Source organism: Alloprevotella rava, assembly GCF_014195585.1.
In the GTDB taxonomy this organism is placed as follows: domain Bacteria; phylum Bacteroidota; class Bacteroidia; order Bacteroidales; family Bacteroidaceae; genus Alloprevotella; species Alloprevotella rava.
On record NZ_JACICA010000003.1, the window covers coordinates 130,503 to 156,356 of the forward strand.

The 25,854-nt window shown below is 49.2% G+C and carries 28 protein-coding genes; 8 read left to right on the forward strand and 20 right to left on the reverse strand.

All coding sequences use genetic code 11. From position 1 onward, the window contains the following. Positions 1–49 precede the first annotated feature (49 nt). Positions 50–868, reverse strand: a complete 819-nt coding sequence (locus tag FHS60_RS04090) for a TrmH family RNA methyltransferase (RefSeq protein ID WP_183695383.1) — start codon at positions 866–868, stop codon at positions 50–52. Between the two features lie 111 nt (positions 869–979). On the opposite strand from FHS60_RS04090, the gene FHS60_RS10425 reads away from it, so the two are divergent. From FHS60_RS10425 to FHS60_RS04100, 3 genes are all read left to right on the forward strand, one after another. Then, a complete protein-coding gene (locus FHS60_RS10425; protein WP_262886677.1) occupies positions 980–1,114 on the forward strand; it encodes a hypothetical protein in 135 nt (44 codons plus the stop codon). Further along, the gene (locus FHS60_RS04095; protein WP_183695386.1) at positions 1,098–2,432 is read left to right on the forward strand and encodes an MATE family efflux transporter; all 1,335 of its coding nucleotides are present in this window, start codon (positions 1,098–1,100) and stop codon (positions 2,430–2,432) included. The genes FHS60_RS10425 and FHS60_RS04095 overlap by 17 nt, the downstream gene beginning before the upstream one ends. A gap of 84 nt (positions 2,433–2,516) precedes the next feature. Beyond that, complete coding sequence (locus FHS60_RS04100; RefSeq protein ID WP_183695389.1) at positions 2,517–4,394, forward strand: heavy metal translocating P-type ATPase; 1,878 nt, start codon at positions 2,517–2,519, stop codon at positions 4,392–4,394. A gap of 317 nt (positions 4,395–4,711) precedes the next feature. Here FHS60_RS04100 and FHS60_RS04105 read toward each other — a convergent pair whose 3' ends face one another. From FHS60_RS04105 to FHS60_RS04115, 3 genes are all read right to left on the reverse strand, one after another. After that, on the reverse strand, positions 4,712–5,002 hold the full coding sequence (locus FHS60_RS04105; RefSeq protein ID WP_183695392.1) for a type II toxin-antitoxin system YafQ family toxin: 291 nt from the start codon (positions 5,000–5,002) through the stop codon (positions 4,712–4,714). Then, positions 5,002–5,214 (reverse strand): hypothetical protein, encoded by a 213-nt coding sequence (locus FHS60_RS04110; protein ID WP_183695395.1) that lies wholly within the window; start codon positions 5,212–5,214, stop codon positions 5,002–5,004. The genes FHS60_RS04105 and FHS60_RS04110 overlap by 1 nt, the downstream gene beginning before the upstream one ends. A 93-nt stretch (positions 5,215–5,307) precedes the next feature. Continuing rightward, complete coding sequence (locus FHS60_RS04115; RefSeq protein ID WP_183695398.1) at positions 5,308–6,648, reverse strand: NAD(P)-dependent oxidoreductase; 1,341 nt, start codon at positions 6,646–6,648, stop codon at positions 5,308–5,310. Positions 6,649–6,674: 26 nt separating this feature from the next. Here FHS60_RS04115 and FHS60_RS04120 point away from each other — a divergent pair, with 26 nt between their 5' ends. After that, complete coding sequence (locus tag FHS60_RS04120; RefSeq protein WP_183695401.1) at positions 6,675–6,965, forward strand: hypothetical protein; 291 nt, start codon at positions 6,675–6,677, stop codon at positions 6,963–6,965. A gap of 410 nt (positions 6,966–7,375) precedes the next feature. Here the strand turns inward: FHS60_RS04120 and FHS60_RS04125 are convergent, their stop codons facing one another. From FHS60_RS04125 to FHS60_RS04135, 3 genes are all read right to left on the reverse strand, one after another. Beyond that, a complete protein-coding gene (locus tag FHS60_RS04125) occupies positions 7,376–8,398 on the reverse strand; it encodes a porin (RefSeq protein WP_183695403.1) in 1,023 nt (340 codons plus the stop codon). Positions 8,399–8,537: 139 nt separating this feature from the next. Next, complete coding sequence (locus FHS60_RS04130) at positions 8,538–9,554, reverse strand: YitT family protein (RefSeq protein ID WP_183695406.1); 1,017 nt, start codon at positions 9,552–9,554, stop codon at positions 8,538–8,540. Positions 9,555–9,767: 213 nt separating this feature from the next. After that, positions 9,768–10,367 (reverse strand): DNA-3-methyladenine glycosylase I, encoded by a 600-nt coding sequence (locus FHS60_RS04135; RefSeq protein ID WP_183695409.1) that lies wholly within the window; start codon positions 10,365–10,367, stop codon positions 9,768–9,770. 155 nt (positions 10,368–10,522) lie between these two features. On the opposite strand from FHS60_RS04135, the gene FHS60_RS04140 reads away from it, so the two are divergent. Further along, complete coding sequence (locus tag FHS60_RS04140; protein ID WP_183695412.1) at positions 10,523–11,053, forward strand: nitroreductase family protein; 531 nt, start codon at positions 10,523–10,525, stop codon at positions 11,051–11,053. A gap of 290 nt (positions 11,054–11,343) precedes the next feature. On the opposite strand, the gene FHS60_RS04145 is transcribed toward FHS60_RS04140, so the two are convergent. From FHS60_RS04145 to FHS60_RS04175, 7 genes are all read right to left on the reverse strand, one after another. Next, complete coding sequence (locus tag FHS60_RS04145; RefSeq protein ID WP_183695415.1) at positions 11,344–12,600, reverse strand: porin family protein; 1,257 nt, start codon at positions 12,598–12,600, stop codon at positions 11,344–11,346. 11 nt (positions 12,601–12,611) lie between these two features. After that, positions 12,612–13,187 carry an RNA polymerase sigma factor gene (locus FHS60_RS04150; RefSeq protein ID WP_183695419.1) on the reverse strand — a complete coding sequence of 192 codons (576 nt, stop codon included), beginning with the start codon at positions 13,185–13,187 and terminating at the stop codon, positions 12,612–12,614. 29 nt (positions 13,188–13,216) lie between these two features. Then, entirely contained in the window at positions 13,217–13,894 is a 678-nt protein-coding gene (locus FHS60_RS04155) for a NigD1/NigD2 family lipoprotein (RefSeq protein ID WP_183695422.1), read from the reverse strand. Positions 13,895–14,010: 116 nt separating this feature from the next. Continuing rightward, positions 14,011–14,565 carry a pilus assembly protein N-terminal domain-containing protein gene (locus FHS60_RS04160; protein WP_183695743.1) on the reverse strand — a complete coding sequence of 185 codons (555 nt, stop codon included), beginning with the start codon at positions 14,563–14,565 and terminating at the stop codon, positions 14,011–14,013. Between the two features lie 268 nt (positions 14,566–14,833). Further along, on the reverse strand, positions 14,834–16,132 hold the full coding sequence (locus tag FHS60_RS04165) for a M18 family aminopeptidase (protein WP_183695424.1): 1,299 nt from the start codon (positions 16,130–16,132) through the stop codon (positions 14,834–14,836). A 228-nt stretch (positions 16,133–16,360) separates the two neighbouring features. Beyond that, entirely contained in the window at positions 16,361–17,551 is a 1,191-nt protein-coding gene (locus tag FHS60_RS04170) for a C1 family peptidase (protein ID WP_183695427.1), read from the reverse strand. A 99-nt stretch (positions 17,552–17,650) separates the two neighbouring features. Beyond that, positions 17,651–19,054, reverse strand: a complete 1,404-nt coding sequence (locus FHS60_RS04175) for an aminopeptidase P family protein (protein WP_183695430.1) — start codon at positions 19,052–19,054, stop codon at positions 17,651–17,653. A 318-nt stretch (positions 19,055–19,372) separates the two neighbouring features. On the opposite strand from FHS60_RS04175, the gene FHS60_RS04180 reads away from it, so the two are divergent. Then, the gene (locus FHS60_RS04180; RefSeq protein WP_183695433.1) at positions 19,373–20,224 is read left to right on the forward strand and encodes an ATP-grasp domain-containing protein; all 852 of its coding nucleotides are present in this window, start codon (positions 19,373–19,375) and stop codon (positions 20,222–20,224) included. A 37-nt stretch (positions 20,225–20,261) separates the two neighbouring features. On the opposite strand, the gene FHS60_RS04185 is transcribed toward FHS60_RS04180, so the two are convergent. Further along, complete coding sequence (locus tag FHS60_RS04185; RefSeq protein ID WP_183695436.1) at positions 20,262–20,549, reverse strand: hypothetical protein; 288 nt, start codon at positions 20,547–20,549, stop codon at positions 20,262–20,264. Positions 20,550–20,782: 233 nt separating this feature from the next. Here FHS60_RS04185 and FHS60_RS04190 point away from each other — a divergent pair, with 233 nt between their 5' ends. Then, positions 20,783–21,259: an outer membrane beta-barrel protein gene (locus FHS60_RS04190; protein ID WP_183695439.1), complete on the forward strand. Its 477-nt coding sequence runs from the start codon at positions 20,783–20,785 to the stop codon at positions 21,257–21,259. Positions 21,260–21,334: 75 nt separating this feature from the next. Then, entirely contained in the window at positions 21,335–22,366 is a 1,032-nt protein-coding gene (gene thiL, locus FHS60_RS04195; RefSeq protein WP_183695442.1) for a thiamine-phosphate kinase, read from the forward strand. 132 nt (positions 22,367–22,498) lie between these two features. Here the strand turns inward: thiL and FHS60_RS04200 are convergent, their stop codons facing one another. From FHS60_RS04200 to FHS60_RS04220, 5 genes are all read right to left on the reverse strand, one after another. After that, positions 22,499–22,861: a DUF488 domain-containing protein gene (locus tag FHS60_RS04200; protein WP_183695445.1), complete on the reverse strand. Its 363-nt coding sequence runs from the start codon at positions 22,859–22,861 to the stop codon at positions 22,499–22,501. A 12-nt stretch (positions 22,862–22,873) separates the two neighbouring features. Then, positions 22,874–23,272 carry a BamJ family beta-barrel-assembly machinery protein gene (locus FHS60_RS04205; RefSeq protein ID WP_183695448.1) on the reverse strand — a complete coding sequence of 133 codons (399 nt, stop codon included), beginning with the start codon at positions 23,270–23,272 and terminating at the stop codon, positions 22,874–22,876. A 79-nt stretch (positions 23,273–23,351) separates the two neighbouring features. Then, positions 23,352–23,984, reverse strand: coding sequence for an HAD family hydrolase (locus tag FHS60_RS04210; RefSeq protein ID WP_183695452.1), 633 nt, complete (start codon positions 23,982–23,984; stop codon positions 23,352–23,354). Positions 23,985–24,025: 41 nt separating this feature from the next. Further along, positions 24,026–24,652 carry a flavodoxin family protein gene (locus FHS60_RS04215; protein WP_183695455.1) on the reverse strand — a complete coding sequence of 209 codons (627 nt, stop codon included), beginning with the start codon at positions 24,650–24,652 and terminating at the stop codon, positions 24,026–24,028. Then, positions 24,636–25,814 carry an iron-containing alcohol dehydrogenase gene (locus FHS60_RS04220; RefSeq protein ID WP_183695459.1) on the reverse strand — a complete coding sequence of 393 codons (1,179 nt, stop codon included), beginning with the start codon at positions 25,812–25,814 and terminating at the stop codon, positions 24,636–24,638. The genes FHS60_RS04215 and FHS60_RS04220 overlap by 17 nt, the downstream gene beginning before the upstream one ends. Between the last annotated feature and the right edge of the window lie 40 nt (positions 25,815–25,854).

The following is a 25,854-nucleotide window of genomic DNA, read 5'->3' on the forward strand; positions in this document are numbered from 1 at the left end:
GAGAGAATGAGGGCTTTGTTACTTTCTTTTTATTTGTCATCAACTTGTTTTATTCAGACAGCGCGGGGGAGGGGCTTCTCAACTCCCAAAATGTGACGGCGGCGGCAGCGGCTACGTTGAGCGAATCAACTTGGTGAGACATCGGGATGCGCACCACATAGTTCGATGCAACAATGGTTTCTGTGGGGAGACCGTCGCCCTCTGTGCCCATGATAATGGCCAAGCGTGGGATGGCTTTCAGTTCGGGCGCATCGAGAGGGATGGAGTTGTCCGAAAGGGCCATAGCGGCCGTTTTGAAGCCGAGGGCGTTGAGACTGCTTATTGGGCCGTCGAGCCAGGTCCAGGGAACTAAGAATACCGAGCCCATCGACACGCGCACCGCTCGCCGATTGAGCGGGTCGCAGGAGTTGCGCGTCAGTAGGACAGCATCGATGCCCAGTGCGGCTGCTGAACGGAAAATCGCCCCTATGTTGGTGGTGTCTACAACGTTGTCGATGACCACGATGCGCCGTGCGTTGCGGCAAACGTCCTCAAGTGCGCGCGGTTGCGGCCGACGCATGGCGCAGAGCACACCGCGCGTCAGTTTGTAGCCCGTGAGTCCGGCGAGGAGTTCGCGCTCCCCTGTGTAAACGGGAATGTCTCCGCACCGACGGATGATATCCGCGGCATCGCCCGTGATATGGCGGCGTTCGCAGAGAAGAGCCACGGGGGTGTAGCCAGCCCGCAACGCCACATCGATGACCTTGGGACTTTCCACAATGAAGATGCCGCGGTCGGGTTCGAGGCGGTTGCGTAGTTGTGCTTCAGTCAGGGCGCTGAACATCTCCGCTCCCTCTTGTTGTAGACTTTTGAGTTCGATGAGTTTCATTTAGCGTTCTTTTGTTACGTGGCAACAGTGGCTTCGATTCCGCATCTTGCCGACTGTCAAAGCCTTTCTGAGCAACAAAGTTATGGATTTCGAGCCAAAACGGGGGAACGTATGAAGGGAAAAGGCGGATGCGGCAGTGGGCAGCTCTGCGAAACCCATGAGGGGAAGGGAGAGAAGGATGGCGGTGTCTGTCAGGCGTTTTATTGTGTTTTTCGTACCTTTGTGGGCGATGAAAGTAACGGATAATTATGCCTTTCTGACGAAAGGCCCTATTCACCAGGTGATAGGGACACTGGCCGTGCCTACTATTATCTCGATGCTGATAACGAATGTCTACAACATTGTCGACACCTTCTTTGTGGGGCAGATCGATACGCAGTCGACGGCGGCTGTCGGCGTGGTCTTTTCCCTCATGTTTGTGGTGCAGGCTTTTAGTTTCTTTTTTGGTAATGGCTCGGGCACTTACATAGCACGTCAGTTGGGGGCGCGCGATCGTCATCATGCGGAACGTATGGCGTCGACCGCCTTTTTCTACGCCCTTTGCTGCGGTACTTTGTTGGCCGTTTTCGGTCTTGTTTTTCTCACTCCTATATCTAAAATGTTGGGCAGTACGCCCACGATTTTACCTTACACGGAGAGCTACCTCGGCATCTCCCTTTTCGGCGTGCCTTTCTTGATGGGCTCGTTTTGCATCAACAACCAAATGCGCTTTCAGGGGTATGCGCGCTATTCTATGTATGGCATGGTGAGCGGTGCCGTACTTAACTGCGTGCTCGACCCTATTTTCATCTTCGGCTTGCGTATGGGCGTGGCCGGTGCAGCCCTCGCAACGGTGGTGGGCTATATCTTCGGGTTCATCGTGATGCTGCGAATGACGCGCATGAGCCCTAACATCATCCGCTACTCCGTGAAGCGTATCAGTTTCTCCTTCGCCTACGTCAAAGAGATACTGGCAGGCGGCACTCCCTCTATTTCGCGACAGGGCTTGGCCGCTGTATCCACCATTGCCCTTAATTTTGCGGCTGGAGCTTATGGCGATGCAGCCATTGCAGCCATGAGCATCGTCAATCGCATATCAATGTTTGTGTATAGCGTTGTGGTGGGGCTGGGGCAAGGCTTCCAACCGCTGTGTGGTTTCTGCTTTGGTGCAAAACTGTATGGGCGTATCAAAGAGGGGTATAACTTCTGCTTGAAAGTAGGTACGGTGTTCCTCGTGTTTTGGGCTGTACTTCTCTTTTTCTTTAGTAAGGGAGCTATCGCGCTGTTCCGCAACGACCCAGAGGTGATAGCCGTGGGCACTTCTGCGCTCCACTATCAAATCATTTCTTACCCCCTCATAGCGATGCTTACAGTCTCGAATATGCTGATGCAGACTTGTCGGAAAACCATTCGCGCCAATATCTTGGCGGCAGCACGTCAGGGATTGTTTTTCGTTCCGCTCATTATCCTTTTGCCCCACTACTTCGGGCTGACGGGCGTGGAGTGTTGCCAAGCCGTTAGCGATGTGTTGGCGTTCCTTTTGGCCGTTCCGCTGGTGAGGTGGGCTTTTCGAGAGATGAAGTAGCGGGAGCTGCCCAGCAACTTTGCAACCGAGTTGCAAAACCTTATCCCTACCTTTGCAAGCAGAACAAATAAAAGGTAGCGTCTTATGCATTCACACAACAAACTTTTTAGGATCATCGTTGCGGCCTTGCTGTTAGTGGTGGCCGTCCTTATTGTCCACAATGTACAACTGCCCGTGTGGCAGCAGTTGCTAATTTTTCTCGTGCCTTACCTCGTTGCAGGCTACGATGTGCTGGGAGAAGCGATTGAGGGCATCATGGAGCGCGAACCGTTCAATGAGGACCTACTCATGAGCATCGCTACTCTCGGCGCGCTTTCCATTGGTTTTTTGCCCGGAGCAGCCACAGAGTTTCCCGAGGCGGTCTTTGTGATGCTTTTCTTTCAGGTGGGTGAACTCTTTGAGCATTATGCTGAAGATAGGAGCCGTAAGTCAATTGCTGAATTGATGGATATTCGTCCCGATGTGGCTCATGTGGAGCGCGAGGGAGGAGTGCAAACCGTTGAGCCGACAACCGTTGGAGTGGGGGAAATCATAGAGGTGCGCCCTGGCGAGCGAGTGCCCATGGATGGTTGCATATTGGAAGGGGAGACCACCCTTGACATCGTTGCGCTGACAGGGGAGAGCGTGCCCCGCATGGCCCATTCCGGCGACAGCATCATCTCTGGCTCTGTCAATCTGACGGGCGTGTTGAAAGTGCGCGTTGAGAAAACTTTTGGCGAATCCACGGCGTCGAAGATTATCGACCTTGTGGAGAATGCTGGCGAGCACAAATCGAAGAGCGAAACCTTCATAGCGCGCTTCGCAAAAGTCTATACGCCCATCGTGGTTTATGTAGCCATCGCGTTGGCTTTTCTGCCACCGCTTTTCGCAGAGAATTTCGCCACGGCATTCCCCGTGTGGCTCAATCGAGCTTTAACATTCCTCGTGGTGTCCTGTCCCTGCGCCCTCGTCATCTCTATTCCGCTTACTTTCTTTGGCGGCATTGGCGGTGCTTCCCGTCGCGGCATTCTCATCAAGGGATCAAACTATATGGATGCCCTTTCTAAAGTTGATACCGTGGTGTTTGACAAAACGGGCACGCTGACGCGCGGTGTGTTTAAGGTGACGGCGATTCATCCCGAGCAGTGTGATGAAGAACAACTCCTGCATCTTGCCGCTCATGTGGAGCGTTTCTCAACGCATCCTATTGCAGTTTCGCTGCGCGAGGCTTATAGTCACGAGCAGGACGGTTGCACCGTGGAGCAAGTGGAGGAAATGAGCGGGCAGGGCGTGCGTGCCGTTGTCAATGGTAAGACGGTTTGTGTGGGCAATACGAAGATGATGGAGCAACTCAATGTTCGTTTCCAGCCCTGCGAATTGGTCGGGACGATTGTTCATGTGGCAGTTGATGGCGAATATTTCGGACACATCGTTATCTCCGACGAAGTGAAGAGCGATGCTCGCGAGGCTGTCGAAGCCCTCAAAGCTGCCGGTGTGCGCCGTACTGTGATGCTGACGGGCGACCGTCGGGAAGTGGGTGAGGATGTAGCAAAGCAGCTCGCGCTTGATGAAGTTCATACGGAACTCCTTCCTGCTGAAAAAGTGGAACGGGTGGAAGCGTTGCTGAAAGCGAAAGCCGACGGACAGAGCTTGATTTTTGTGGGCGACGGTATGAATGACGCCCCAGTGCTGGCTCGTGCCGATGTGGGCATGGCTATGGGCGGTCTGGGTTCAGATGCTGCCATCGAAGCCGCCGATGTTGTCATCATGGACGATAAACCTTCCAAAGTGGCACTGGCCATCGCGCTTGCGCGGCGTACCGTGGGCATTGCCATGCAAAACGCGTGGTTTGCCATCGGTGTGAAAGTGCTGGTGCTCTTCCTTGCTGCTTTCGGCATTGCCACAATGTGGATGGCCGTCTTCGCCGATGTTGGCGTCATGGTCTTGGCCGTGCTCAATGCCATGCGCGCACTGAAGAGTTAAGCTCTCAAGAACTCGAACAAGCCGCCCTATGCGGAGCTTCAACCAAGTAGGGGCTTGTTGGAGAAAAGGATAATAATAAAAGGGTATATCATGATTCTGATATGCCCTTTTTCTTTTTCTCGATGATAAAACTCAGTATAAACAATCAATAAAGGCTTTTTCTTTGCTCCTTTAACGTTCCTCACGCTTGTTGGAAAAGGGAGAAGCATTTGTGGAGTCTTTGGAATTTCCGGCAGGGGCGATATACCTGTTTGCAGATGTCTATAAATCACGGGGAAGAAAGGCATAAAAAACGCCAAGTGCATGTCCACTTGGCGTTATCTTTTAGTTTTGCCAAACAAATCGGCGTGTGTTCCTGTGTTCAGCATGAGTAGGGTAAGTTCTTTATCGTTCTGTTCCCAGATAAGTAGCCAGTCGGGTTGTATATGACATTCCCATTGACCGTTTCTATTACCGTGGAGCAAGTGAGGCTTGAACTTACCGGGCACTCTTCCGCTTGCCACCAACTCTCTGATAATCTCTTTCAGTTTCTCCATTGGTAGCCCCCGTTTCTTGCATCGTTTGAGGTCTTTCTCAAACTGATGTGTGGTAAAGAGTCGGTATGCCATCAGATTCCCATTTTGGAGAACAGTTCTTCAGGGGAATCATACTCATTGACGCATCCGTGCTCTTTCTCGTCAAGTGCTTGTTCGTAGGGCGTAGGCTTTGTTGTAGCCTTCACTGTCCAGCCCATTCGTTTAACGAGTGACTTTAGTAGTGAACTATCAGCCTTGGGTATTTCCAAGAGGAAGGTGTCCGTCGTAGTGTTATTCGTTTCCATTTTTTATCCTCCTGTTTATATTGTTAGCTTGGTGTATCTTGACTTTTCGCTCCTGCTTTTCTCCTGATGGAGAGGAGGACTGGAGCAGAATTTTTATTTGCTTCCTTGCTCGATTTCTTCGAGCAACTTAACGGCGTTTACGTATTCCTCGATGCCTAAAGCTACTTCTTGTGCGGCTTTCATCGCCAATACCACGGTTTGTGGGCGATGCACGACGTCACCTCCTGCGAAAACGCCGCGGCGAGTGGTCATGCCGTAGGGGCGTTCTACAATTTTGACATAGCCCTTTTCATCTGTTTCGATGCCGTCGGTAGTTGTCACAATGCGGCTTGAGGGGCGCGAACCAATGGCTAAGAAGATACGGTCGAACGGCTCAATGCGGTCGCCCTCTTCGCTGTGGATGCGCACGCTTCCCAAGCGGCCGCGGCGTCCTTCGATAAACTCCGTGGCGGTGGACTTCCACCAAAATTTCACTCCCTCTTTCAAAGCCTCTTCGTACTCGGCTCGAATGGCCGGCATCTCGGCATCGGTGCGGCGGTAGATAATCGTGACATCAGCGCCGAGGCGGATGGCGGTGCGGGCAGCGTCCATAGCCACATTTCCACCTCCGATAACGCCCACGCGCTCCCCTGCCTTGATGGGCACATTGCGCGCGCTGATAGCCCCCTCATTGAAAGCATTGACTTGGTGGAGCAGATAGGTGGCTTGGTTCACTCCGCGCAGGCGCGCACCTTTCACATCGTTCATGTCGATAGGGACGGACGTGCCTGTTCCCATGAAAATGGCGTCGAAGCCTTGCGTGAAGAGCGAATCAACGGTCAGGCCGTTTTCTCCCACCATGGTGTTGGTGATGAAGTTTACGCCCAGCTCCTCTATCTTTTCTATTTCCGCTCGCACAACGGTTTTGGGCAAACGATACTCGGGGATGCCGAACATCAGCACGCCTCCTAAATCTTTCTGTCCTTCATAAATCGTCACGGAGAAGCCTTTGCGCGCCAGATTGCCCGCCACCGTCAGACCGGCGGGGCCTGAACCAATCACGGCGATCTTGCCGCGACTTTTCTGCACGATGCGCTCGCGGTTGAACTGCATCTTCGTGTCGAAATCGGCAATAAAGGATTCGAGTCGCCCAATCTGTATGGGGTTTCCTTTCTTATTGAGTATGCAACTGCCTTGGCATTGTTTCTCGTGCGGACAAACACGGCCACAGATGGCGGGGAGGTCCGATGTTTCGTTGATGATGGCCATGGCGTCGCCAATGTTCCCTTTCGAGAGCTGGTGGATAAACTCCGGTATGTTGTTGTTTATCGGGCAGCCTTTTCGGCACAGTGGCACTTTGCAGTGGAGGCATCGTTTGGCCTCGTCGATGGCTTCGCGTGTGCTGAAAGATTGGTGGACAACCTTGAAGGCTTCATTTGTTTCTTGTTGAGTCATAGTAAAACCTGTGATACAAGTTATAAATGCAAATTTACGATATTTTCCCTAATTCGCCAATCTTGCCTTTCTTCCTGCCTTTCCGAGGTGTTGGATTATACCTGCTGCCTCTTGCTGGAGTGATGGCTGTGGTTTCGGAAAGAAAGAGGCGTGGAGATTCTGAAAATGGAGCTGTAAAACCGCCTTATATTTTGACATTGAGGTTTCTCCTTCTGGCGTTCAGAAAGAGGGGATATGCTGAAGTTTTTATCAGATTCATGGCAGCATATCTTAATTTTCTTGAAAAATACCTTGCTTTTGATGTTCGAAAGCACTAAACAGGGCTTTCTTTTGCTAAAGTTGACCAGCTTTTGCCTTGTTGGGTGCAAAAATCCTATAAGGCTGTGGGCTGACGCAATAAGGCTGTGAGCTGACGCAATAAGGGTATCTGTCGGCAGCCTTATTGTATCTGCTGGCAGAGAGCTTTTCTGCTGTTGCCAGAAGGAGCAGAGTTCTGGTCTCTTTATTTGTTGTTGGATTTTGTGCGATTCTCATGCGTAGAAAGTAAGAGAATCATTTACAAAAAGGTTGCTGCTTCATTGGCTCAAAGAGCCAATGAAGTCTTTCTTGATGTTCTTGCATTAAAAGCCCCGCCGATGTCTGAATGGCTTCGCAGCGGTCGGGCAGCGTGCGGGAACTTTATCAAGAAATCTCCTTGAGGTTGAAGATTTCTCACTCATCTAATAACTTATAGTATCTTCATTCTCCACGTTAGTCCAAAATCAATATATGATTGTTTGGGACGTACCACAGCATTGGGTGTGGTGTTGTGTCCGAACGCATAACTATAGTTGGCGTGCAAGCGGATGCGGTCGTCTTTGAGTGGGAAGAATTCCATACCCGCACCTACGCGTGTGATTTCTGTACCTTGGCTCAGTCCGAGATCCTTATCGGTGTGGGTGCGATTCACATCGTAGCTGGCTTTGGCAAAGGCACTGACCATCGGTGAAAAGCGATAGGCGAAGCGGCTCATAATGGAGCAGTCGCGGAAGAATACCGGTTGGCCAGATGCAGCACGGTTCATGAAGTCGATGTCCCACTCGATGTGACGGCCGATATTGAAGCGATTGCCCAAGCAAAGGTAGCTGATGTATCGACCAGGGGCATAAGCCATTAGGTTCAGGGATGATGAACTGTGATAGAAGCCGTGGTTGCCATACCATACGAGGTTGAAAGCATACATCTCGCCTGCTTCTCCGTTCTTTTGCTTGTATTGTCTGCGGAATGGGCTTTCGCACACCTGTGCAATGAACTTGTCGTTGCCTTTCTTGGTGGAAACTATTGCGTTGACGCCCCAGTTGTAGCAGGGGAAATGGTAGCAGAACTCTCCGAGCTGGTACACATCTATCGGGGCGGGATCAAACTCCCAACAACCTGTTAGTACCACCCATTTTCCGGCCATAAACGTGAGGCGTTCGCTGGGCGAATAGGCCATATAAAGCCAGTCTGTAGCATCAAAAAAGTTGTATTCGCGATTGATACCATTGAGGCGTTGTCTGTATTTATAAGAAAATTTTTGGCCAATACTGCCTTGCAGGTATACATCAAGAATTTCGCCCTTAAAACCTGAGGGATCTTTTTGGTACTGCCCATCAACGTATTCTCGCTTATAGTCGCCGCGAGCTTCGAGGCGCAGACTGATGGGCTTCTCCTCTTGCGCGAAGAGCGAAGAGGCGAGAAGGAATGTTAGGATAGAGAGAGTGGTGCGCATATATGTAGTTGAGATATTCGAGAAGGAAGGGACGATGCTCCAGGCAGGGGAGAAGCGGAAGTTTTCCTATGCGCGGAAGCAGTTTTGCCCCATCTGCTGCGTGGCGGGTTTTAGCCGTGGCTCACCCGCACATTTGTTCTTAATGGTTGAATCCGTTTTCTTCTTCTTTGCAAGCTTGCTTTCTGCCTAATGCTTGGGCACGCTTGTTGTTCCAAAGTCCCATGATGGCGCTTACCTTATCGGCCGACATGAAGGATTGGATGTTTTCCTTGGCCATAAAGTCAATCAGACGGGCATAATCATCTTGGTCGAGGATGATTTTGAGTTCCATCTTTTCTTTTTTACTATAGCCACCAATCACTCTTTGCAGCGTGACACCGCGACGGATATAGCCCGTGACGAAGTTGATAATTTTCTCGTATTCATCCGTGATAATGTAAACACGGATTTTGGAACTCATCTCTCCCATAAAGTAGGTCACGGTGAGGCCGTTGATCCATGTTCCCAAGAGGCCTATAATGACCAGTCCGACATCGTTGATGAGGAATGCAGTACAGCAAATGGCGCCTCCAGCAATGCTAACCGCTGTGCCGAGGTTGATGTGCATGTATTTATTGACAATTTTAGCCAAAATATCCAAGCCGCCCGTTGAGGCGTTGATGCTGAAGAGAATGGCTTGGGAGGCACTCAAGATGAGCACAAAGCAAAGGAGATCAAACCACGGGTTGGCGATGACTTGCCCCGTTCCAGTAATGGTCGTGGAAAAGAGAGAGCCCTGCACCGGGAAGAGCCATGCGAGCAGGTCTATGAAAGGGCCCAGGATGAGGGCTGTGTAGACCGTTTTCGCCCCAAACTCATTGCCGATGAGTATGAAGGAAAGCACCAGGAGTATGGCGTTGATCACAAAAATAATGTTACCGACCGAGAGGATTGGAAATAATTTTCCAATCACCAGCGAAAGTCCTGTGATAGACCCCACAATTAGTTTGCTCGGAATGAGAAAGAAATAAACGGCAATAGATGCAACGAACATTCCGGCTGTCATGATGAATAGCTCCCACCAGAATTTCTTCGTCTTTAGTAGTTTGCCGAAGTCTTGTGCCAGTTTAACAAGGCGTTCGCCTATTGTTTTCTTCGCTACAGCTTCGTTTTCCATAATGTAAGTAGTTTGTGGTTAAAACTGTATCAGTCGTCCTATTCTCTTATGTTATAGGGCTGACTTTTTCAAGGAACCTTTCCTTTTGTCAGTTTGTTTGATGCAAACATACATACGCTTTTGCTACTTTACCAAATAAAGATACGTTTTTTTATCTTAAAATGTTATAAAACATATTTAAGATTCTTTTTTTGAGAGTAAAAAGGGTGTTTTTTATTGCTCCTGCATCTCTATTTCGGCCTGTTGGCATACTTCGGCAAAGCGGAAGCATGTGGGCAGGTGGTCGTTGATGATACCGATGGCTTGGAGGTGGGAATAGATGATTACTGTACCAACAAATTTGAAACCGCGTTGTTTCAAATCTTTGGCCACAAGGTCGGAGAGAGCGTTGTGAGTAGCGGGTGTGTGAGCATGAGAGGGGTAGACAAAGGTTTTGCCGTTTGTGAACGACCATATATAGCGGTCGAAGCTGCCGAATTCCTGCTGAACTTTCAGGAAGGCTTGCGCGTTGGAGATCATGGCTTTTACCTTGCGCCGTGAGCGTATCATGCCTTCCGTTTGGATGATGCGCTCCATGTCGGCCTCTGTGAAGGCAGCCACTCGGGCAGCATCGAACTCTGCAAAGCAGCGGCGCAGGATTTCGCGTTTGCGGAGTATCAACTCCCAACTCAAGCCGCATGACATACATTCCAGCACTAGAAATTCGTAGTGCTTATGGTCATCGTGAAGAGGTAGTCCCCATTCTTCATCGTGATAGCATCGGTAGAAATCTTTCTCTAAAGCTTTGCCCCATTGGCAGCGTGTTTTTTCCATTTTATGCATTTTTGCGCAAAAATACATCGTTTTGAATTTATAGTGTATGCTTCTTGGAATTTTCTTTCTACTGAGTGGCGTGGAACAAATGGAGGAAAAGCGTAACTTTGTGCTTGTAAACCAATGAATATATCAGTTTTTTTAATTTTTCGGATATGGAAAATCAAGTGTTGAAAGCGCTCAAGGAGCGCCGCAGTGTAAGGAAGTATAAAGCAGAACAAATCACAGATGCCGAACTGACGGCTGTGCTCGAGGCGGGCACTTATGCGGCCACGGGTAAAGGCTTGCAAGACCCCTGGATTGTGGCTGTGCAGAACGAAGAGATAAAGGCGCAGCTCATCCGGATGAATGCCGAGGTGATGGGCACTACGGGGAATCCTTACTATGATGCTCCGACGATTGTCCTGGTCTTTGCTTCTGCTCCCGAGCAATGGCCTAACGCGCTGCAAGATGCATCGCTCGTTTTGGGCAATATGATGCTGGCTGCTCATGCAGTAGGTCTGGGTTCGTGCTGGATTAACCGCGAATTGCAGATGTTTTCTACTGATGAGGGTAAGGCTCTGATGAGTCGTCTTGATCTGCCCGACGGACTCATCGGAGTAGGTGCGCTTTCTCTGGGCTATGCAGATGGAGAGCCGCGTCCTGCAAAACCACGCAAGGAAAACTACTATCGCATCGTGAAGTAGCATTCTTTCTTGACTTGTAGTGACGGACTGATTTGTTTTTAGCTACAAAACTTAACACAAACGCCTGCGGCGGATACAGAGGTTCTTCTTGTTTAGAACCATGAGAGTTCTAATGAAGAAACGTTTTGTAGCCGCCGCAGGCGTTTGTATTATGTTGATGGATAATCAAGCACTAACGTGTTAGTGTCTGATGGTTTGATAATTAGTGAGAGTGTTCCAAAAATGTGTACAGACTTTATCTGATATTGAAACGCACTACAACTCAAGAGATTTTATGAAGTAGAATTTCTTTATTTATTCAAATTTACTCTGATTCCGATATTGAGATTGAAATTTGTAGGTTTGTCCTTATAGATGTTCTTTACAGAACTGCCATTGTTGAAGTGATAACTCACGCCAGGCTCAACATAAGCACTGACATCCTTATTGAATCTATATTCTCCTCCAATAGCAGCATTGAGCGAGAAGATTGGACGATTTTCTTTGATGGAGATGCCGCTCTGTTTTTCCTGCGGATCGTTCCCCTCAATCTGTTTAGATTCGCCTTTCACAAGTTTCTCAATCTCTCCGCCTGCTGTTGCATAGGCATTAAATCTCTTTGTTTTGACGAAACTATAACTTACGTTCACTGGCAGACCGATATAGTGTAGGGTTTGTCTTTCCGAGTGGCGACCAGCTCCCTTTCCAAACGAGAAATCAGAAATGAGAAAACTGTACGTAAGGCCTGTTTGCAAGCTCCAATGGCGGTTAAGATTGTATCGCATAGAAATACCAAACTTGATGGGCTGGCGGTGTTTCACTTGCGTTATTATCTCGTCCGACTTCGCTTTTTCTCCAGAAAATTCAGGGTCATAATTGCCGTATGGGTCTGCTGTGCTCAACAACAATCTTTCACCATTGTTGGCCGTCCCTGTTGCGCCGCTATAAGATGTTGCAATACTAAGGCGGGAAGACTTAACATAATAATCCGTACATCCATAGCTATACGTTCCAACATTGCTCCCTTTTTGTGGTGTTTTGGTTGAGGAATCAGTTGTATTGTTCTTTGCGCTCGGCTCTACACATCCTGGCGGAGTGTGATTATCGTCTCCCTCATTAGTCTTGACAATTATCTGCGCTACATTTTTATTCGCATCGGAATGATAAGCAAGTAAGGTTTCCCCTTTAGCCTTTCGTGAGTTTTTCCAAATATGCTCGGCTGTCTCTTTGTTGTTTGAAGTATCGTAGCTCGCAGCGTATCCGTTCAGTGAAGGATTTGGGTTTGAATTTGCCTTATCTTTAGTCACTGAGGCAATCTGTTCCGGCATAGAATACGGAGCGATAATGATATTGCCCAAATACAGACAGACAGCAACAACGGCCGCAACAGAGACCGAACGATACAGCCACAAAGATAGTCTCTGCGCTTTTTTTCGAGTAGGAGGCACAGGAGCTACACCCCGACGAGCCATCTCTTTTTTGATGTCGTCGAGAAGACCTTCAGGTGCTTTTACATCGTGCTCGTTTTGAACACGTGTCTGCAATTTATCAAGCCACTCTTTTTTCATAGTCTGTCTTTCTATTTCATTTGTTCTTTCAGCATCTTAGCAAGCATGCTTCTTGCTTTATAAAACTGCGACGCGGACGTGTCCGGTTTTATCTTAAGGAGTTCTGCTATTTCCTTATGGCTTTTTCCTTCTATCGCAAATAAATTGAACACAGTCCTGTAGCCAATGGGGAGTTGGAGGATTGTGTCTGTTATCTGTTGTATAGAAAGATTATCTATATCCGGTTCTGTTCCACTGTCTGCTTCGACAGCTGCAGTATCCGGAAGATCCCCTTCGTTATCTACAAAAGCATGCGCATCATTATCTCTGAGAAAATGGAGAGCCTCATTGATGACAGTCCTTGTAAGCCAGGCTTTCAAAGAGCCTTTATCTCGATATTCAAACGTATGAATTTTCGTAAATATCTTAATGAAAGCTTCTTGAAGCACATCGTGCAGGTCGTCCGTATTTCCGATATATCGCGAACATACTTTGGTAAGGAAGTCTGCATACTCGCTATAGAGCACATCCATAGCACGGGTATCGCCTTTTGCAAAAAGGCTTATAATATGCTGCTCTTTATTGTAGTACCCTGATAGTAGGCTCATGAAAAGGTATACAGGCTTCCCTGTTACTATTACTTACGACTTTTATATTTGAATCGAACACTTTTTATGCCTGAGAACGACTGCCACTTCAATGTAAGGTCCACCGTCTTCCCTTGTGTATCTGGAAGATCGCTTAGTCTGAATGCTACCAGACCATCACGGATAAGACCTCTTGTATCGCCCATCGCGTTATGATGAAGTATTACCTCATACGGATTTTCTCCTTTGACAAGATTCAATACATGTTTCTTTCCGTTGTTAAAATAGGTTCGGAAGCGCAGCGTGATATAGCCGTCTTCCACTATCGTTGTCCAATCTTTGACAATCTCCACAGGGTCTTTCCCATAAGTCTCATTGTCTTTCTGTCCTAAGCTGGGCGCCATTTCCTTTGTACGTATTGTATCAATCCAGTTGACATACGCACTTTTTGAATAAGGGGCACTCTGCCCGTTCTGCATCTTTAAGTTCACCAGAGCACGCAACTCCTTCTTTGCATAGGACAAATTTATCGAGTTGGTTGGCAGGACTGTTGTCGAATCATCCAACTGAAAATAGACCTGTCCCGTAGAACTGTTGGTTTTAATCGTAACAAGTGCGTTGGGATAGTTAATAGAGCCAGTGAAATCATCGTCTTTCGTACACGAATGTAAAGACAACGCGCTCAATAAAGCTGCAAGAGCAAAAGCGCAACATAATAACCTTTTCATTTTTGTTCCTCCTTTTTTTATTTCTGCTACAAATATACGAACTTTAAATTAAGGAAAATACGGGGAAATACTGTTGCCAATTTCCCCGTTCTCCAACGCTTTGGATATTTAACAGATTACTTCACGGTAACAACAACCGTTCCGGCTAACTTATTCTTATCAAGAACACTGATAGTAGTAGTTCCAGCCTTGACGCCTTTAATCATAATTTTGGAATCTTTTACCATAGCAGTAGCAATCTTGTTATCTTTCACCATAGCTGTGTATGGAGCTTTTCCGGACTTAACGACAACAGTCTCCTCCTTGCCTACTGCAACTTCCACTTGTTGCTTGTCGAAATCAAGAGGTTTCATCACATTAATAGCCAGAGTAGCAGACATTTTCTTTTTATCCGTAACAACAACAGATGTTTTGCCTTCTTTCACACCCGTAATTGTCATAACATTTTTATCTAATTTAACCGTAGCTACCTTTTCGTCTACAGATCTTACTGAATAGGGTTGCGTTCCGTTGCTGATAGCCACTCTGGCTGTAGCACCAGATACCATATCAACTTTGGCAACACTTAACTTTAGTTTGTTGTTGTCTTCATTATCGCAAGAAGTCAACACTGCAACACCCAGGCAGCTTACTGCCACCATCATTGTTCTAAAAATGTTTTTTAATTCCATTGTTTTATTGTTTTTTATGGTTAAAAATTGAACTTTCATTACTGTTGATGTACCTATTAAATCCAAACATTTAAAGAACTTGCCTGGGAAATCACTTAAAAGAAGTTAAACATTTTTGTCTGCCGTTTTTCCTATTTCTTTCTAGAATATGCTTTTCCTTTATAAAAAGCCTGCGACAAACTCTTACAGGTAGAGTTTGTCGCAGATATTTGTATAAAGTTTGTGGTTAAAGTGATTATAGTGATGGTTATAAAAACTTACTTCATCATTACATCTCGAAGAATTGTTCGAAGGCTTTGACGCAGTATGCGTGGTCTGCCACACTGCCCGTTTCGCGACAACTGTGCATGCCCAAAACGGCGTTGCCCATATCGACACCACGGAGAGGGAGCGAAGAGGCTAGGATGTTACCCAAGGTGCTACCGCCTGCCACATCGCTATGATTCACAAAACGCTGGCAAGGTACGCCTGCTTCCTCGCAAATGCGGGCGAAAACGGCCGCTGTGACGGCGTCGCTGGCGTATTTCTGGGCTGCGTTGAACTTGATCACTGGACCTCCGCCCAACTGCGGGTGATTTGTTGGGTCGTACTTCTCGCTGTAGTTGGGATGCCAACCATGAGCGTTGTCGGCCGAAATCATAAATGCTTGTTCGATGGCTTGATAGAATGCTTCTTCTGAACCGCTCTGCGCAAAGCAGATGCGCTTCAGCATCGATGCCAAGAACGGACTTCCTGCACCTTGCTTGGTCTGTGAGCCTGTTTCTTCATTGTCGAAGATGGCCAAAACTTGCGTTGTGTCGGTGGCAGGCGTGTGGAGTAGCGCAGTCAGTCCGGCGTAGCACATAGAAAGGTCGTCCAGACGGCCAGAAGAGATAAACTCGTTGTGAACTCCGAAGGTGCACGCGGGGGTAGTATCGGCCAAGTAGAGATCAAAGTCGAGGATGTCGTTGCGGTCCACGTGCTCTTGCTTGTTCAGTTCCTCCACGATGACATTCATAAGGAGATTTCCGCGTTCCAGTTCGTCGCTGATGATGCCGAGTAGGGGAAGCACATCCTTCTGCCGAGAGAGTTTCATGCCGTCGTTCACTTCTCGATTGAAATGAATGGCCAAATTACTGATTTGCAGCAAGGGGCGCTGAATGTGAATGAGTAGCGTTCGGGGATGTAGGGCATCGCTGCCGCGCAGGATTACGCGACCTGCAAGCGTCAGCGGACGATCGAACCACGTAGACATGATAGGGCCGCCGTAGACCTCTGTGTTGAGTTTTACAATACCTCCCTCGCAGGTCATTTCAGCATTGGGTTTGATGCGGAACGTGGGAGAGTCGCAATGGGCACAAAGCAAGCGGAAACCAGCTTCGGCCAATGGGCGCGCGCCTATTTGGAAGGCGTAGATGGAAGAGTCGTTTTTGGTGACATAGAAGCGATCTCCAGCTTTTACACTGCCCAAAGCCTCGGCAGGGTTGAGATGACGATAACCAGCCTTATCGAGTTCGGCCGCGATGTTCTTCACCGCCAGAAAGTTTACGGGCGATGCGTCGAGAAACTTCAGAAGGGAATCAATCATAGTATGCCTTTTGTATTTGTTATTATTTTGTTTGACATTTGATGTAGCGAAGTTACGGAAAAAGTTTAATTGCTGCTCGCAAAAGTCCTCGAATCCGTATTCCTTCTTATTCTGTCAGTCTAATGTCCGTATTTTTCAGCCATCAGCCCAATTTCTTTTTCCGCCAGCCCAACAAAAAAGACCACCCTGAAAGAGGTGGTCTTATATACTTATATATGTGTCGGCAGATTAGATACCGAGTTTCTTGCGGATGTCCTTGGGGATAGCGTTTTTGTTGATGAGAATGTTCATCGTCTTGTAGGCAACGTAAGGTTTGCTTGCGTAGAAGATACCTTTGTAGCGGCCGTATTCGCCCCAGCTATTCTTCACCATGAAATACTCCTTACCTTGAGGATCTTTAGCAAGACCATAGATAACCATACCGTGGTCGTCCGTAGTTTCCCAATTATCGTAAGCAGTCTGGCGAAGTTGCTGCGTGATGGTCAGCTCGTCCTTGCTGTCAGCTTGATTCACCTGCTTGCCGTTTGTACCCATCCAGCGAGCAGCATCAGAGCCAGTTAAATCGTTCTTGTAAGACTTTGCAGGAACAGTTGCAATACCGTTGCGGCTGAAGCCTGTTTCGCTGACATCGGCACCCCATGCAAAGGTGTAGCCATTGCGGACAGCGCTTTCCATCACCGTCATAAACTCGTCTATAGGCAAGTTGTAGCTCTCTGCCCAGCGCCAGTTGTCCTGCACTTCAATAATGAATTTGCTGTAGAAAGGATGGTGCGTGAAGCTTGTCAAACTTACGTAGTCATCGAGGTTAAGTCCGAGGCTCTTCTGGAAGCTTTCCGGCGTGTAGCTCTTGCCTTTGTAAGTAAAGGTCTTGGGAAGTTCACCGAAATAACCTGCATAAATATGACTCAACGTAGATTTCCATGAGAGAGGAATTTTCTTCATTTCGCTATTCGCAATGGATTTAACGTAAGCACTGGCCTGTGCGTCGAGCGTATTGAAGTTGAAGAGGCTATCTCCGTAAAGGCTGCCAGGGAAAGGCATAGCTTCTTGAGGAACAATGCCGTAGTGACGGAAGCAATAGAGAACATCATAGAAAGAACCACCTTGGCTGAAGCTTACATCGCCGTGCATACGGATGGCCTTATCGGCGCGGTCCATATAGGTATGGTAAGCCACGAAGCTCTCGCACAAATCGTGTGTGCCCTTACCGAGACGGAGAAGTTCAGCCTCGAAGAAACCGAGAGAACTATAAGCCCAGCAAGTACCTGAACGATTCTGGTCCTTGATTGAGGTAATGGGGTTGGCTTTCACTACGGTAAACTCTACCGTGTCACTCTTGGCCGCTGCTGGCTTTGCTTGAGCAGCCATTGTCCCTGGGAGCAGCATCATTACAGCTGCAATGAGGAGATTTTTGTTCATATAAAGATAAATTTTAATTGTATGTGCGTGTTGAAAATGCCGCACTAGTTGAGCGGCATCTTTGAGATGTCACATTTTTTGGAGCGTTGGAGCAGAGTTTTAGTCTCTGTTAGCGAGGAATTCCTCCACTTCATCCACATGGTAAGGTATGCGGTCCTTGCCTAAGAAGCGGCAACCGTCGGCAGTAATGAGCACGTCGTCTTCGATGCGTATTCCGCCGAAGTCTTTGTACTCTTCAACCTTGTCGAAGTTGATGAAATCGTCGTATGTGTGCTGAGAGCGCCACAGGTCGATGAGGTCTGGGATGAAATAGATACCCGGCTCGTCGGTGACAACAAAGCCCTCTTCGAGGCGGCGTCCCATGCGCAGACAATTCGTGCCGAATTGGTCGAGATTTGGTCGAGTTTCGTCATCGAAACCAACGTAGGTCTGTCCCAGTCCCTCCATGTCGTGAACATCCATGCCCATCATGTGGCCCAGTCCGTGGGGCAGGAAGAGCGCGTGAGCCCCTGCGCGGAGTGCGGCCTCAGTGTCGCCTTTCATCAAGCCCAGGTCTTTCAGTCGGTTGGCCATGAGTCGGCACACATCGAAGTGTACATCCCACCAGCGAACACCAGGCTTGGCCACATTGAGGGCTAAGTCGTGGCAGTCCACCACAATCTGGTAAATATCTTTCTGCTTCTGTGTGAAGCGGCCGCTAATTGGGGTAGTGCGCGTATTGTCCGAACAGTAGTGTTCGTTAGTTTCCGCGCCCGCGTCGCAAAGCATAAGTCGGCCGGCTTCAAGGGCGCGCGGCGACGGATTGCCGTGCATGATTTCCCCGTGCATAGTGACGATGCTCTGGAACGAAGGTACTGAACCGTAGGCCATAGCAATACCGTCGATAGTGCCTCCGATAAATTGCTCCGTCACGCCCGGCCGGCAAAGGCGCATAGCCGTTGTGTGCATTTTATAACCAATGGCAGCAGCGCGTTCGAGCTCTTCGATTTCTTCTGCCGTCTTTTTGCTGCGTTGTTTAACAACGGCCTGGATGAGAGGCAGAGAGGCAGCTGCACGCTGTTGTGACGGATGGATATGCAGCAGATCCATGATTTGAATCTGCGTATCGTAGCGATAGGGCGGGAGGAAATGAACCTTACGTCCTTGTTTGACGGCTTCGTCTACGATGTCGGCCACACGGCTCATAGGAGCATGATTGGGAACTCCTGCTTCCTGTGCCAAGTCGCTCACCGACTGTACGCTACCGTACCACACGATGTCGTCAATGTCAATCTCGTTGCCGCAAAGAACCTCGTAGTCCGTGTCGGCATCCATGACGCCAACCAGCCCTTCGCGGTGCTGTGCGAAATAGTAGAGGAACGCGCTATCCTGCCTATACTTATAGGCGTTAGAAGGATAGTTCATCGGTGCATCATTATTGCCAAAGAGCAAGATGATGCTATCGCCTACAAGCTTCCGAAGTTCTTGGCGGCGCTGAACGTAAGTCTCTTTGCTGAATAACATAGTAGTATGAATAGGTCTCTGCTGAGACCCCTTAATTAGAATAAATGTTTCCCCGCAAAGATAAGACTTTTTTATGAAAAGTGCTATCTTTGCAAGACTTTTTCGTATTCCTTTTTCAACAATGAAAGAGTCTGTAAAAGAAGTTCCTAATTTTCTCGTCAATGTTCCGCCGTCTATGATGTGGCAGCACGGAGATTCTCATTGTCTGCATAGGCGTTTCAATGGTGTTGTGTACTCTTATTTTTTCCTCCTTGGCTTGTGTTTTCTGGCTGCTACTTTTTGCATGGAAGTACACCCCAAATATGCTTGTTTTTCTCTATGAAACTCCTCATTTTTAATCCCTCTCACGATGAGGCCCTGGCCTCTAATTCGCCTTATTATTATCCCTCGAAAGCCGCTCAGTTGCAGGCAGAACGTTTTGCGGGACAACGCTTTCCGTGGGCTAAAGAAGAGGATGTTTGCTGGACTCCTGGCGAAGCTGTGGATTGGGATGCTATCACGGAGATTCAGCCTTGGGGCTGGGACCCTTTACTTCGCCATCAGTTATTGCGGGCCGGTGCGCCAGAACGCCTGTTGCCTTCGGAAGAACAAATACAGCGAATTCGTCAACTCAGTTCGCGGCAAACGGTCGTGACGCTTCTACCTTTGCTTCGCACGGATGTGGCAGAAAGTTTCGGTGATGCGCAGTTTTGCAGTTCCTTTGAAGATGTGGAGCGCGCGTTGCAATGCTGGGGAGATGTCATACTGAAATCGCCGTGGAGCTGTAGTGGGCGCGGCGTGTTTAGAGCCAATGGCTCTCTCACCGAAGCTCAGCAAGGGCGCGTCCATCGGATTTTGCGCGAGCAAGGCGGAATTGAAGTAGAGCCTTTTTATGCTCATGAACAAGACTTTGCGATGGAATTTTCTTACTGTGATGGAAAACTCCATTACGAAGGTATCAATGTTTTCCAGACCACCCCTTCTGGGCAATATCTGTCCAATCTTTCGCCCGAACTCTTGCGCGTTTCGCCCGATGTGCTCGCAGCAGTGCGCCGAAGCCTTCAGCAGCACCTCCCCTCTATTCTCGGTGCGGACTATCGAGGGCCGCTCGGTGTCGACATGATGCAGCAAGCGGGCAAAGTGCATCCCTGTGTGGAAATCAACCTCCGGCGAACGATGGGGCAGTTTTGATTGTTAAGCAAATTTAAGTTTTTCTATAACCGTCCTTTTATTTTACATTCGCTCTTGCTGAAATAGAAAAGCGAGTGTCTACCTTTTCATCGTTTTCCTTATTGCGTTGGCCAATACCATAAGCGCGCTGGCCGACATCCTTATTGTGCTGGCTGACACAATAAGGAAATCTGCGCAGCTTCTTATCATGTTCCTGGTTTTCTTTGTCAGAAAAGACAGAAAAGTATAGTGAGAAGTGGGACTTTTTGGCAAAATTGAAGTTTTCGTTATCCGACAGATGCGCTCCCATAAGGAAACCAAACGCTTCTCCTTGCGATATTTTCAAACAATTTATCGAAGTTGGATTTCGCGCGATTCTCAGGGCGGTAGAATGCGAGAATAGTTTACAAAAATAGAGCTGCTTCTTCTCTTTTCTGTCTGCCTCATTCTCTCTCCCAAAGATGGAGGCGAACAGAACCATACCGCTCTGTGAATAGGTATGATTCCCCTTTTTTCTTTCGTCAATCCTCTTTTTCTCCGAAAAAACCGTATCTTCGCGTTTATTAAACTAGAAATTACATGAAAAAGATTATTTCTTTCCTCTTTGTGCTTTTCGTTGCAGTTAGCGCGAATGCGCAGTTCCGTGAGGGTACTAAGTATGTCAATGCCTCTCTGTCCAACTTAGGTTTCTCTTATAGCAAGGCCGACCGTTTCCGCTTCGGACTTCAGTTGGATGCAGGCTATTATATTGCCGACCGCTGGATGGTCCACGCCAATGCAGGCTATCAGCATACGAAAGCCGTTGATGATCTCTTTGTTGGTGCAGGTCTTCGCTACAACATTACGCAGAATGGTCTCTATCTTGGAGCTGGTGCCGAATTGGCACATCATACCAAAGGAAGCACCGACCTTTACATTCCAGCAGAGGTGGGCTATACGTTCTTCCTCAATCGCTACCTCACCATTGAGCCAGCTGTTTATTACAAGATGAGCTTGAGCCACTTCGGCGATAACAGTACGGCCGGTGTTCGTATTGGTCTGGGTTATTATTTCTAACATCATAAGTCCCCTCCCTGTGTGGCCCATTGTCGGCCTACTTCGGGAGGGGCTTTTTATCTTTTATATATCATCATGACACAGATTTCAGAACTGGGAGAGTTTGGGCTGATTCATCATCTGACGGATAAGTTCGAGAACAAAAATGCTTCGACCATTAAAGGCGTAGGCGATGATTGCGCCGTGCTTTCTTATCCCGACAAGCAAGTGCTTGTGACGAGCGATATGCTCATGGAGGGCATCCACTTCGACCTTGTTTACACACCGCTGAAGCATCTTGGTTACAAAGCCGCGCAAGTGAATTTCTCCGATGTGTATGCCATGAACGGAACGCCCCGACAGCTCGTGGTGTCGATGGCCTTGGGACGCCGATTCTCTGTGGAAAATGTCGAGGAAATATATGAAGGTCTGCGTTTGGCCTGCGAGCGTCATCAGGTGGATCTCGTTGGCGGCGACACTTGTAGCAGTGTCACGGGCCTGGCTCTCAGTTTGACGTGTATAGGTGAAGCACCAGCCGACGATGTTATTTATCGTAGTGGTGCAAAGGAGAACGACCTCATTTGCGTGAGCGGTAATCTCGGAGCGGCCTACATGGGACTCCAACTGATGGAGCGGGAGAAGCGCGTCTTTGAAAGCCGCCCCGCACAGGACGCTGAAGCCGCGCAACCCGATTTTGCAGGACGCGAATATCTCCTTGAGCGTTTCCTCAAGCCCGAAGCCCGTCGCGACATTGTGGAACGCCTGCGCGCTGCTGGCGTTCGCCCAACGGCCATGATGGACGTCAGCGACGGCCTGTCGAGCGAATTGCTCCACATCTGCCGCGCGAGCCATTGCGGCTGCCGCGTCTATGAAGAGCGCATCCCGCTCGACTATCAGACGGCTGTGACGGCAGAAGAACTCAATCTGAATGTGACGACCTGCGCGCTCAATGGAGGCGAGGACTACGAACTGCTCTTCACTGTGCCACTTACCGCCCATGAGAAAGTGGCGGCGATGGACGATGTGGCCGTTATCGGCTCTATCACGCGCGAAGCCTTAGGCCCACAGCTCGTGGCACGCGATGGACAAGAGTTTGAATTGAAAGCACAAGGGTTTAAGGCTTTTTGAGATAGGAATTATCCGACAGGAGTAACTAAAAGCCCCCTCCAGTATTCCCGCAAAGGGAACAGGAGGGGGCTTTGCTTATTAGTTGGACAGGTCAGACTAGTCCGACCTGTTCGAGAACTTCCTTTTTCTTTTTTACAACCGCTTTTTCAGCCAGTCGCACAGGACGATGGCGTGGTTGTGTTGCTCGTCTTTAGCACCATAGAGGAGAGTGACGTTGTGCTGCAGGAGTTGCTCGTGGCAGAGCTCAACAAAGGCCGGAGCTTCGGGGTTGGCGTTGAGTTCGGCCGTATATTGTTCCGAGAAGTCAGGGAAGCGTTCCGGCTGATGATTGAACCATTGGCGCAAACTCGTTGTAGGCGAAATCTGTTTGGCCCAATAGTCGATGGCAGCTTTTTCTTTCGCCATGCCACGCGGCCAAAGTTTGTCGGTTAGGATGCGATAACCATCTGTTAGCTCAACCGGCGCATAGATGCGTTTTACAATAAGCTGATACATATTCTTTAATTTTTAAGAAATACTTATAAGTTCCAAATCGAAGATGAGCGTAGAGCAACCAGGAATATCTCCTGAGGAGCGCGTGCCATAAGCCTCAGAGTGAGGGATATAGAGCGTCCAACGGTCGCCAGCATGCATAGCGCGCAGGGCAATCTGGAAGCCCGTGATGAGATCACTCACGCGGAAGGCTTCAGGATAGCCACGTTCCCACGCGTCATCAAACACCTTGCCCGAGATGAGGCTTCCACGATAGTAGCACGTTACGATGGAGCGCGGCCCGACATCGCGCGTCCCGTCGCCCGACTTAGTGATGCGATACAAGATGCCGTGGGGCAATTCGTGGATGCCCTCTTCTTTGCGAATTTCTTCGAGAAATTCCTCGTTTTTTCGGCGATATTCTTTTTTGCTCATATTGTGTTTTGGGAAAAATAAAGGGGCTGCGGCATAGGCCAGTCAGCCCCGTTTAGATGTAGGGATATGTCTGAAAAAGTTAGGGGAGGCGCAATAGTTGGAACAATTTTGTCGTCCAATCCTCACCGTTGACGGCTTGGAAGGTGACTATGCCCAATTCCTGCGCAGCAGAAATGTTGTGGGGCGAGTCGTCGACAAACAGGAGTTCCTCGGGGCGTACGCCTTCAGCTTCGAGCACGCGGCGGAAGATTTCGGCCGACGGTTTCATCACCTTCATCTGATAGCTCAGATAGAGCGCGTCCACATAGTCGGCAAGGGAATGTCCGTTGCCGTCAAAGTCCTGGCTCAACGCCCAACCCATCATGAAGGGATTGGTATTAGAAAGGATGGAAAGGCCATAGCCCTCGCGGCGAAGGCGCTGCAGGGCTTCAAGATTGCGTTGCGGAAGTCCGTCGCAATAGCCGCGCCAAGCGTAGCTACAATCCTCGATGGTCACGGCACGTCCGATGAGCAAACTCAGTTGCCAGCGGAAGTCCTCCGCCGTAATCTTTCCTTCTTCCAATTCGCCAAAGAATCCCTGCTGCGTGTAAGCACCCAGTCGCTCCTCCGCGTCGAGGAGTCCTATCTGCTTGAAGCGTTCCACGGCCTGTTGTTGGTTCTGTCGGATGATGACTCCTCCGAAATCGAAAGCAATCCTTTTGATTTTATCCATTGCGTTATCCTTTTGTTTGTTGCGGCAAAGTTAGTGATTTCTCACCGAATGATTCTGAGCGCCAGTCGGCGTGCACGTTGCAAGTCTTTGGGCGTGAGCGGATGTTTCTTTGTGCCGCCCCGCTCCAGCGTTCCACAGATTCGGAAACCGCTCCATTTCAGGATTTCTTTCAAGGCTCGCACCACGCCGCGCGTTTGATGGAACCAGATGTTGAACGGCCAAAACGTGGTGCTGGTGCTGACAATGGCCGCCCGCTTGCCCTTCATCAATCCGATGGGAATACCATGTTTGTCTTCGTCCATCATTCCGTAGACGAGGCGATCAAAGAGAATTTTTAATTCGCCAGGGATGTTGCCCCAATAGCAGGGCGCGCCGATGACGAGGAGCTCACACGCCTGCAGTTCCTCCAGCACTCGCACGGAATCGTCCTCGGGCAGACAGCAAGCGTGCTTACTGCGGCAGTACATACAGCCCGTGCAATGCCTCATTTGTAGGTCGGCCGTTCGGATGAGACGCACCTCTTTACCCGCTTCTTGCAGCGTGCGTTGCATTTCTCCCAGCATTTGCGCGATGAGTCCTTTGCGGCGCGGACTAGCATTGATGATGAGCACCCGTCCCTTGATGGTATCCGTGGGGGCAGGGGAGCAATGGTTATCCTCTGACGGCATATTCGTAGATTTGACGCGTGTGTTTTTCGTTGAGCGGTACGAAATTACCCACCAATTCGCCTTTGGTCACATGGAGGTGGCTATTGATGAGTTCCAGGTCGAAATTGTCGATGCCCAACTCGGCGATGTTTGTAGGCATTCCAATTGCGTGGAAAAATGCCTTTAAGCGCGCAATGCCTTCAAGCGCATCGGCTCGTTTGTCGGCCGTAGCAGGAACATTCCACACCTTATGTGCGTAGTGGGCCACTTTATCTACATTGTGGTCGGCCATAAATGTCAGCCAAGCCGGGAAGATAACTGCCAATCCTGCACCATGTGTGACACCATAGAAAGCACTGAGTTCGTGCTCAATGGCGTGTGACGACCAGTCCTCCTCGTTGCCCGTCCCGCAGAGTCCCGTGTGTGCCAGCGTACCACACCACATCAGGGCAGCGCGCGCATCATAGTCGTTGGGACTTGCCAAGACTTTCGGCGTCACCTCAATGATGGTGCGCAGTAGCGACTCACTCAGTGCGTCCGTCACTTCGGTGTGCGGCGTATTGGTGAAGTAACGCTCTTGGATATGTGCCATCATATCGACCGCACCGGCCGCTGTCTGATAGGGCGGGAGCGTCATGGTAAGTTCGGGGTTCATGATAGCAAACTTCGGACGCAGGGCGCGTGGCGTTCGGAGGCTGATCTTTTTGTTTGTGCTCACTTGTGTGATAACGGAGTTGCCCGAGCCCTCACTACCCGCAGCCGGAATGGTGAGAACAACGCCCACGGGCAGTGCGGTTTGAACAATGGCCGTACCTGCATAAAAGTCCCAGAAATCGCCATCATAAACCAGTCCGGCAGCAATGGCCTTGGCCGTGTCGATAACAGAACCGCCGCCAACAGCCAGCAGCATATCGACCTGTTTTTCCTTACCCAAGCGAATACCTTCATAGACCATCGTGTCCGTGGGATTGGGTTGGATACCGCCAAAGAGCGTGTAGTCGACGCCCGCCTTACGGAGTGATTCCTCCACTCGGCCTAACAATCCTGTACGAACAATGCGTTCGCTACCATAAACCAGCAATACGTGGCGGCCACCATACCGTGCCACCAATTCTCCCGTTCGTTCTTCCGTGTTCTTACCGAAGACGAACTCCGTAGGGCTATAAAATTCAAAGTTGTTCATACCTGTGTGTTCTTGAAATAAAAAAGGCCTCATCCAGAAG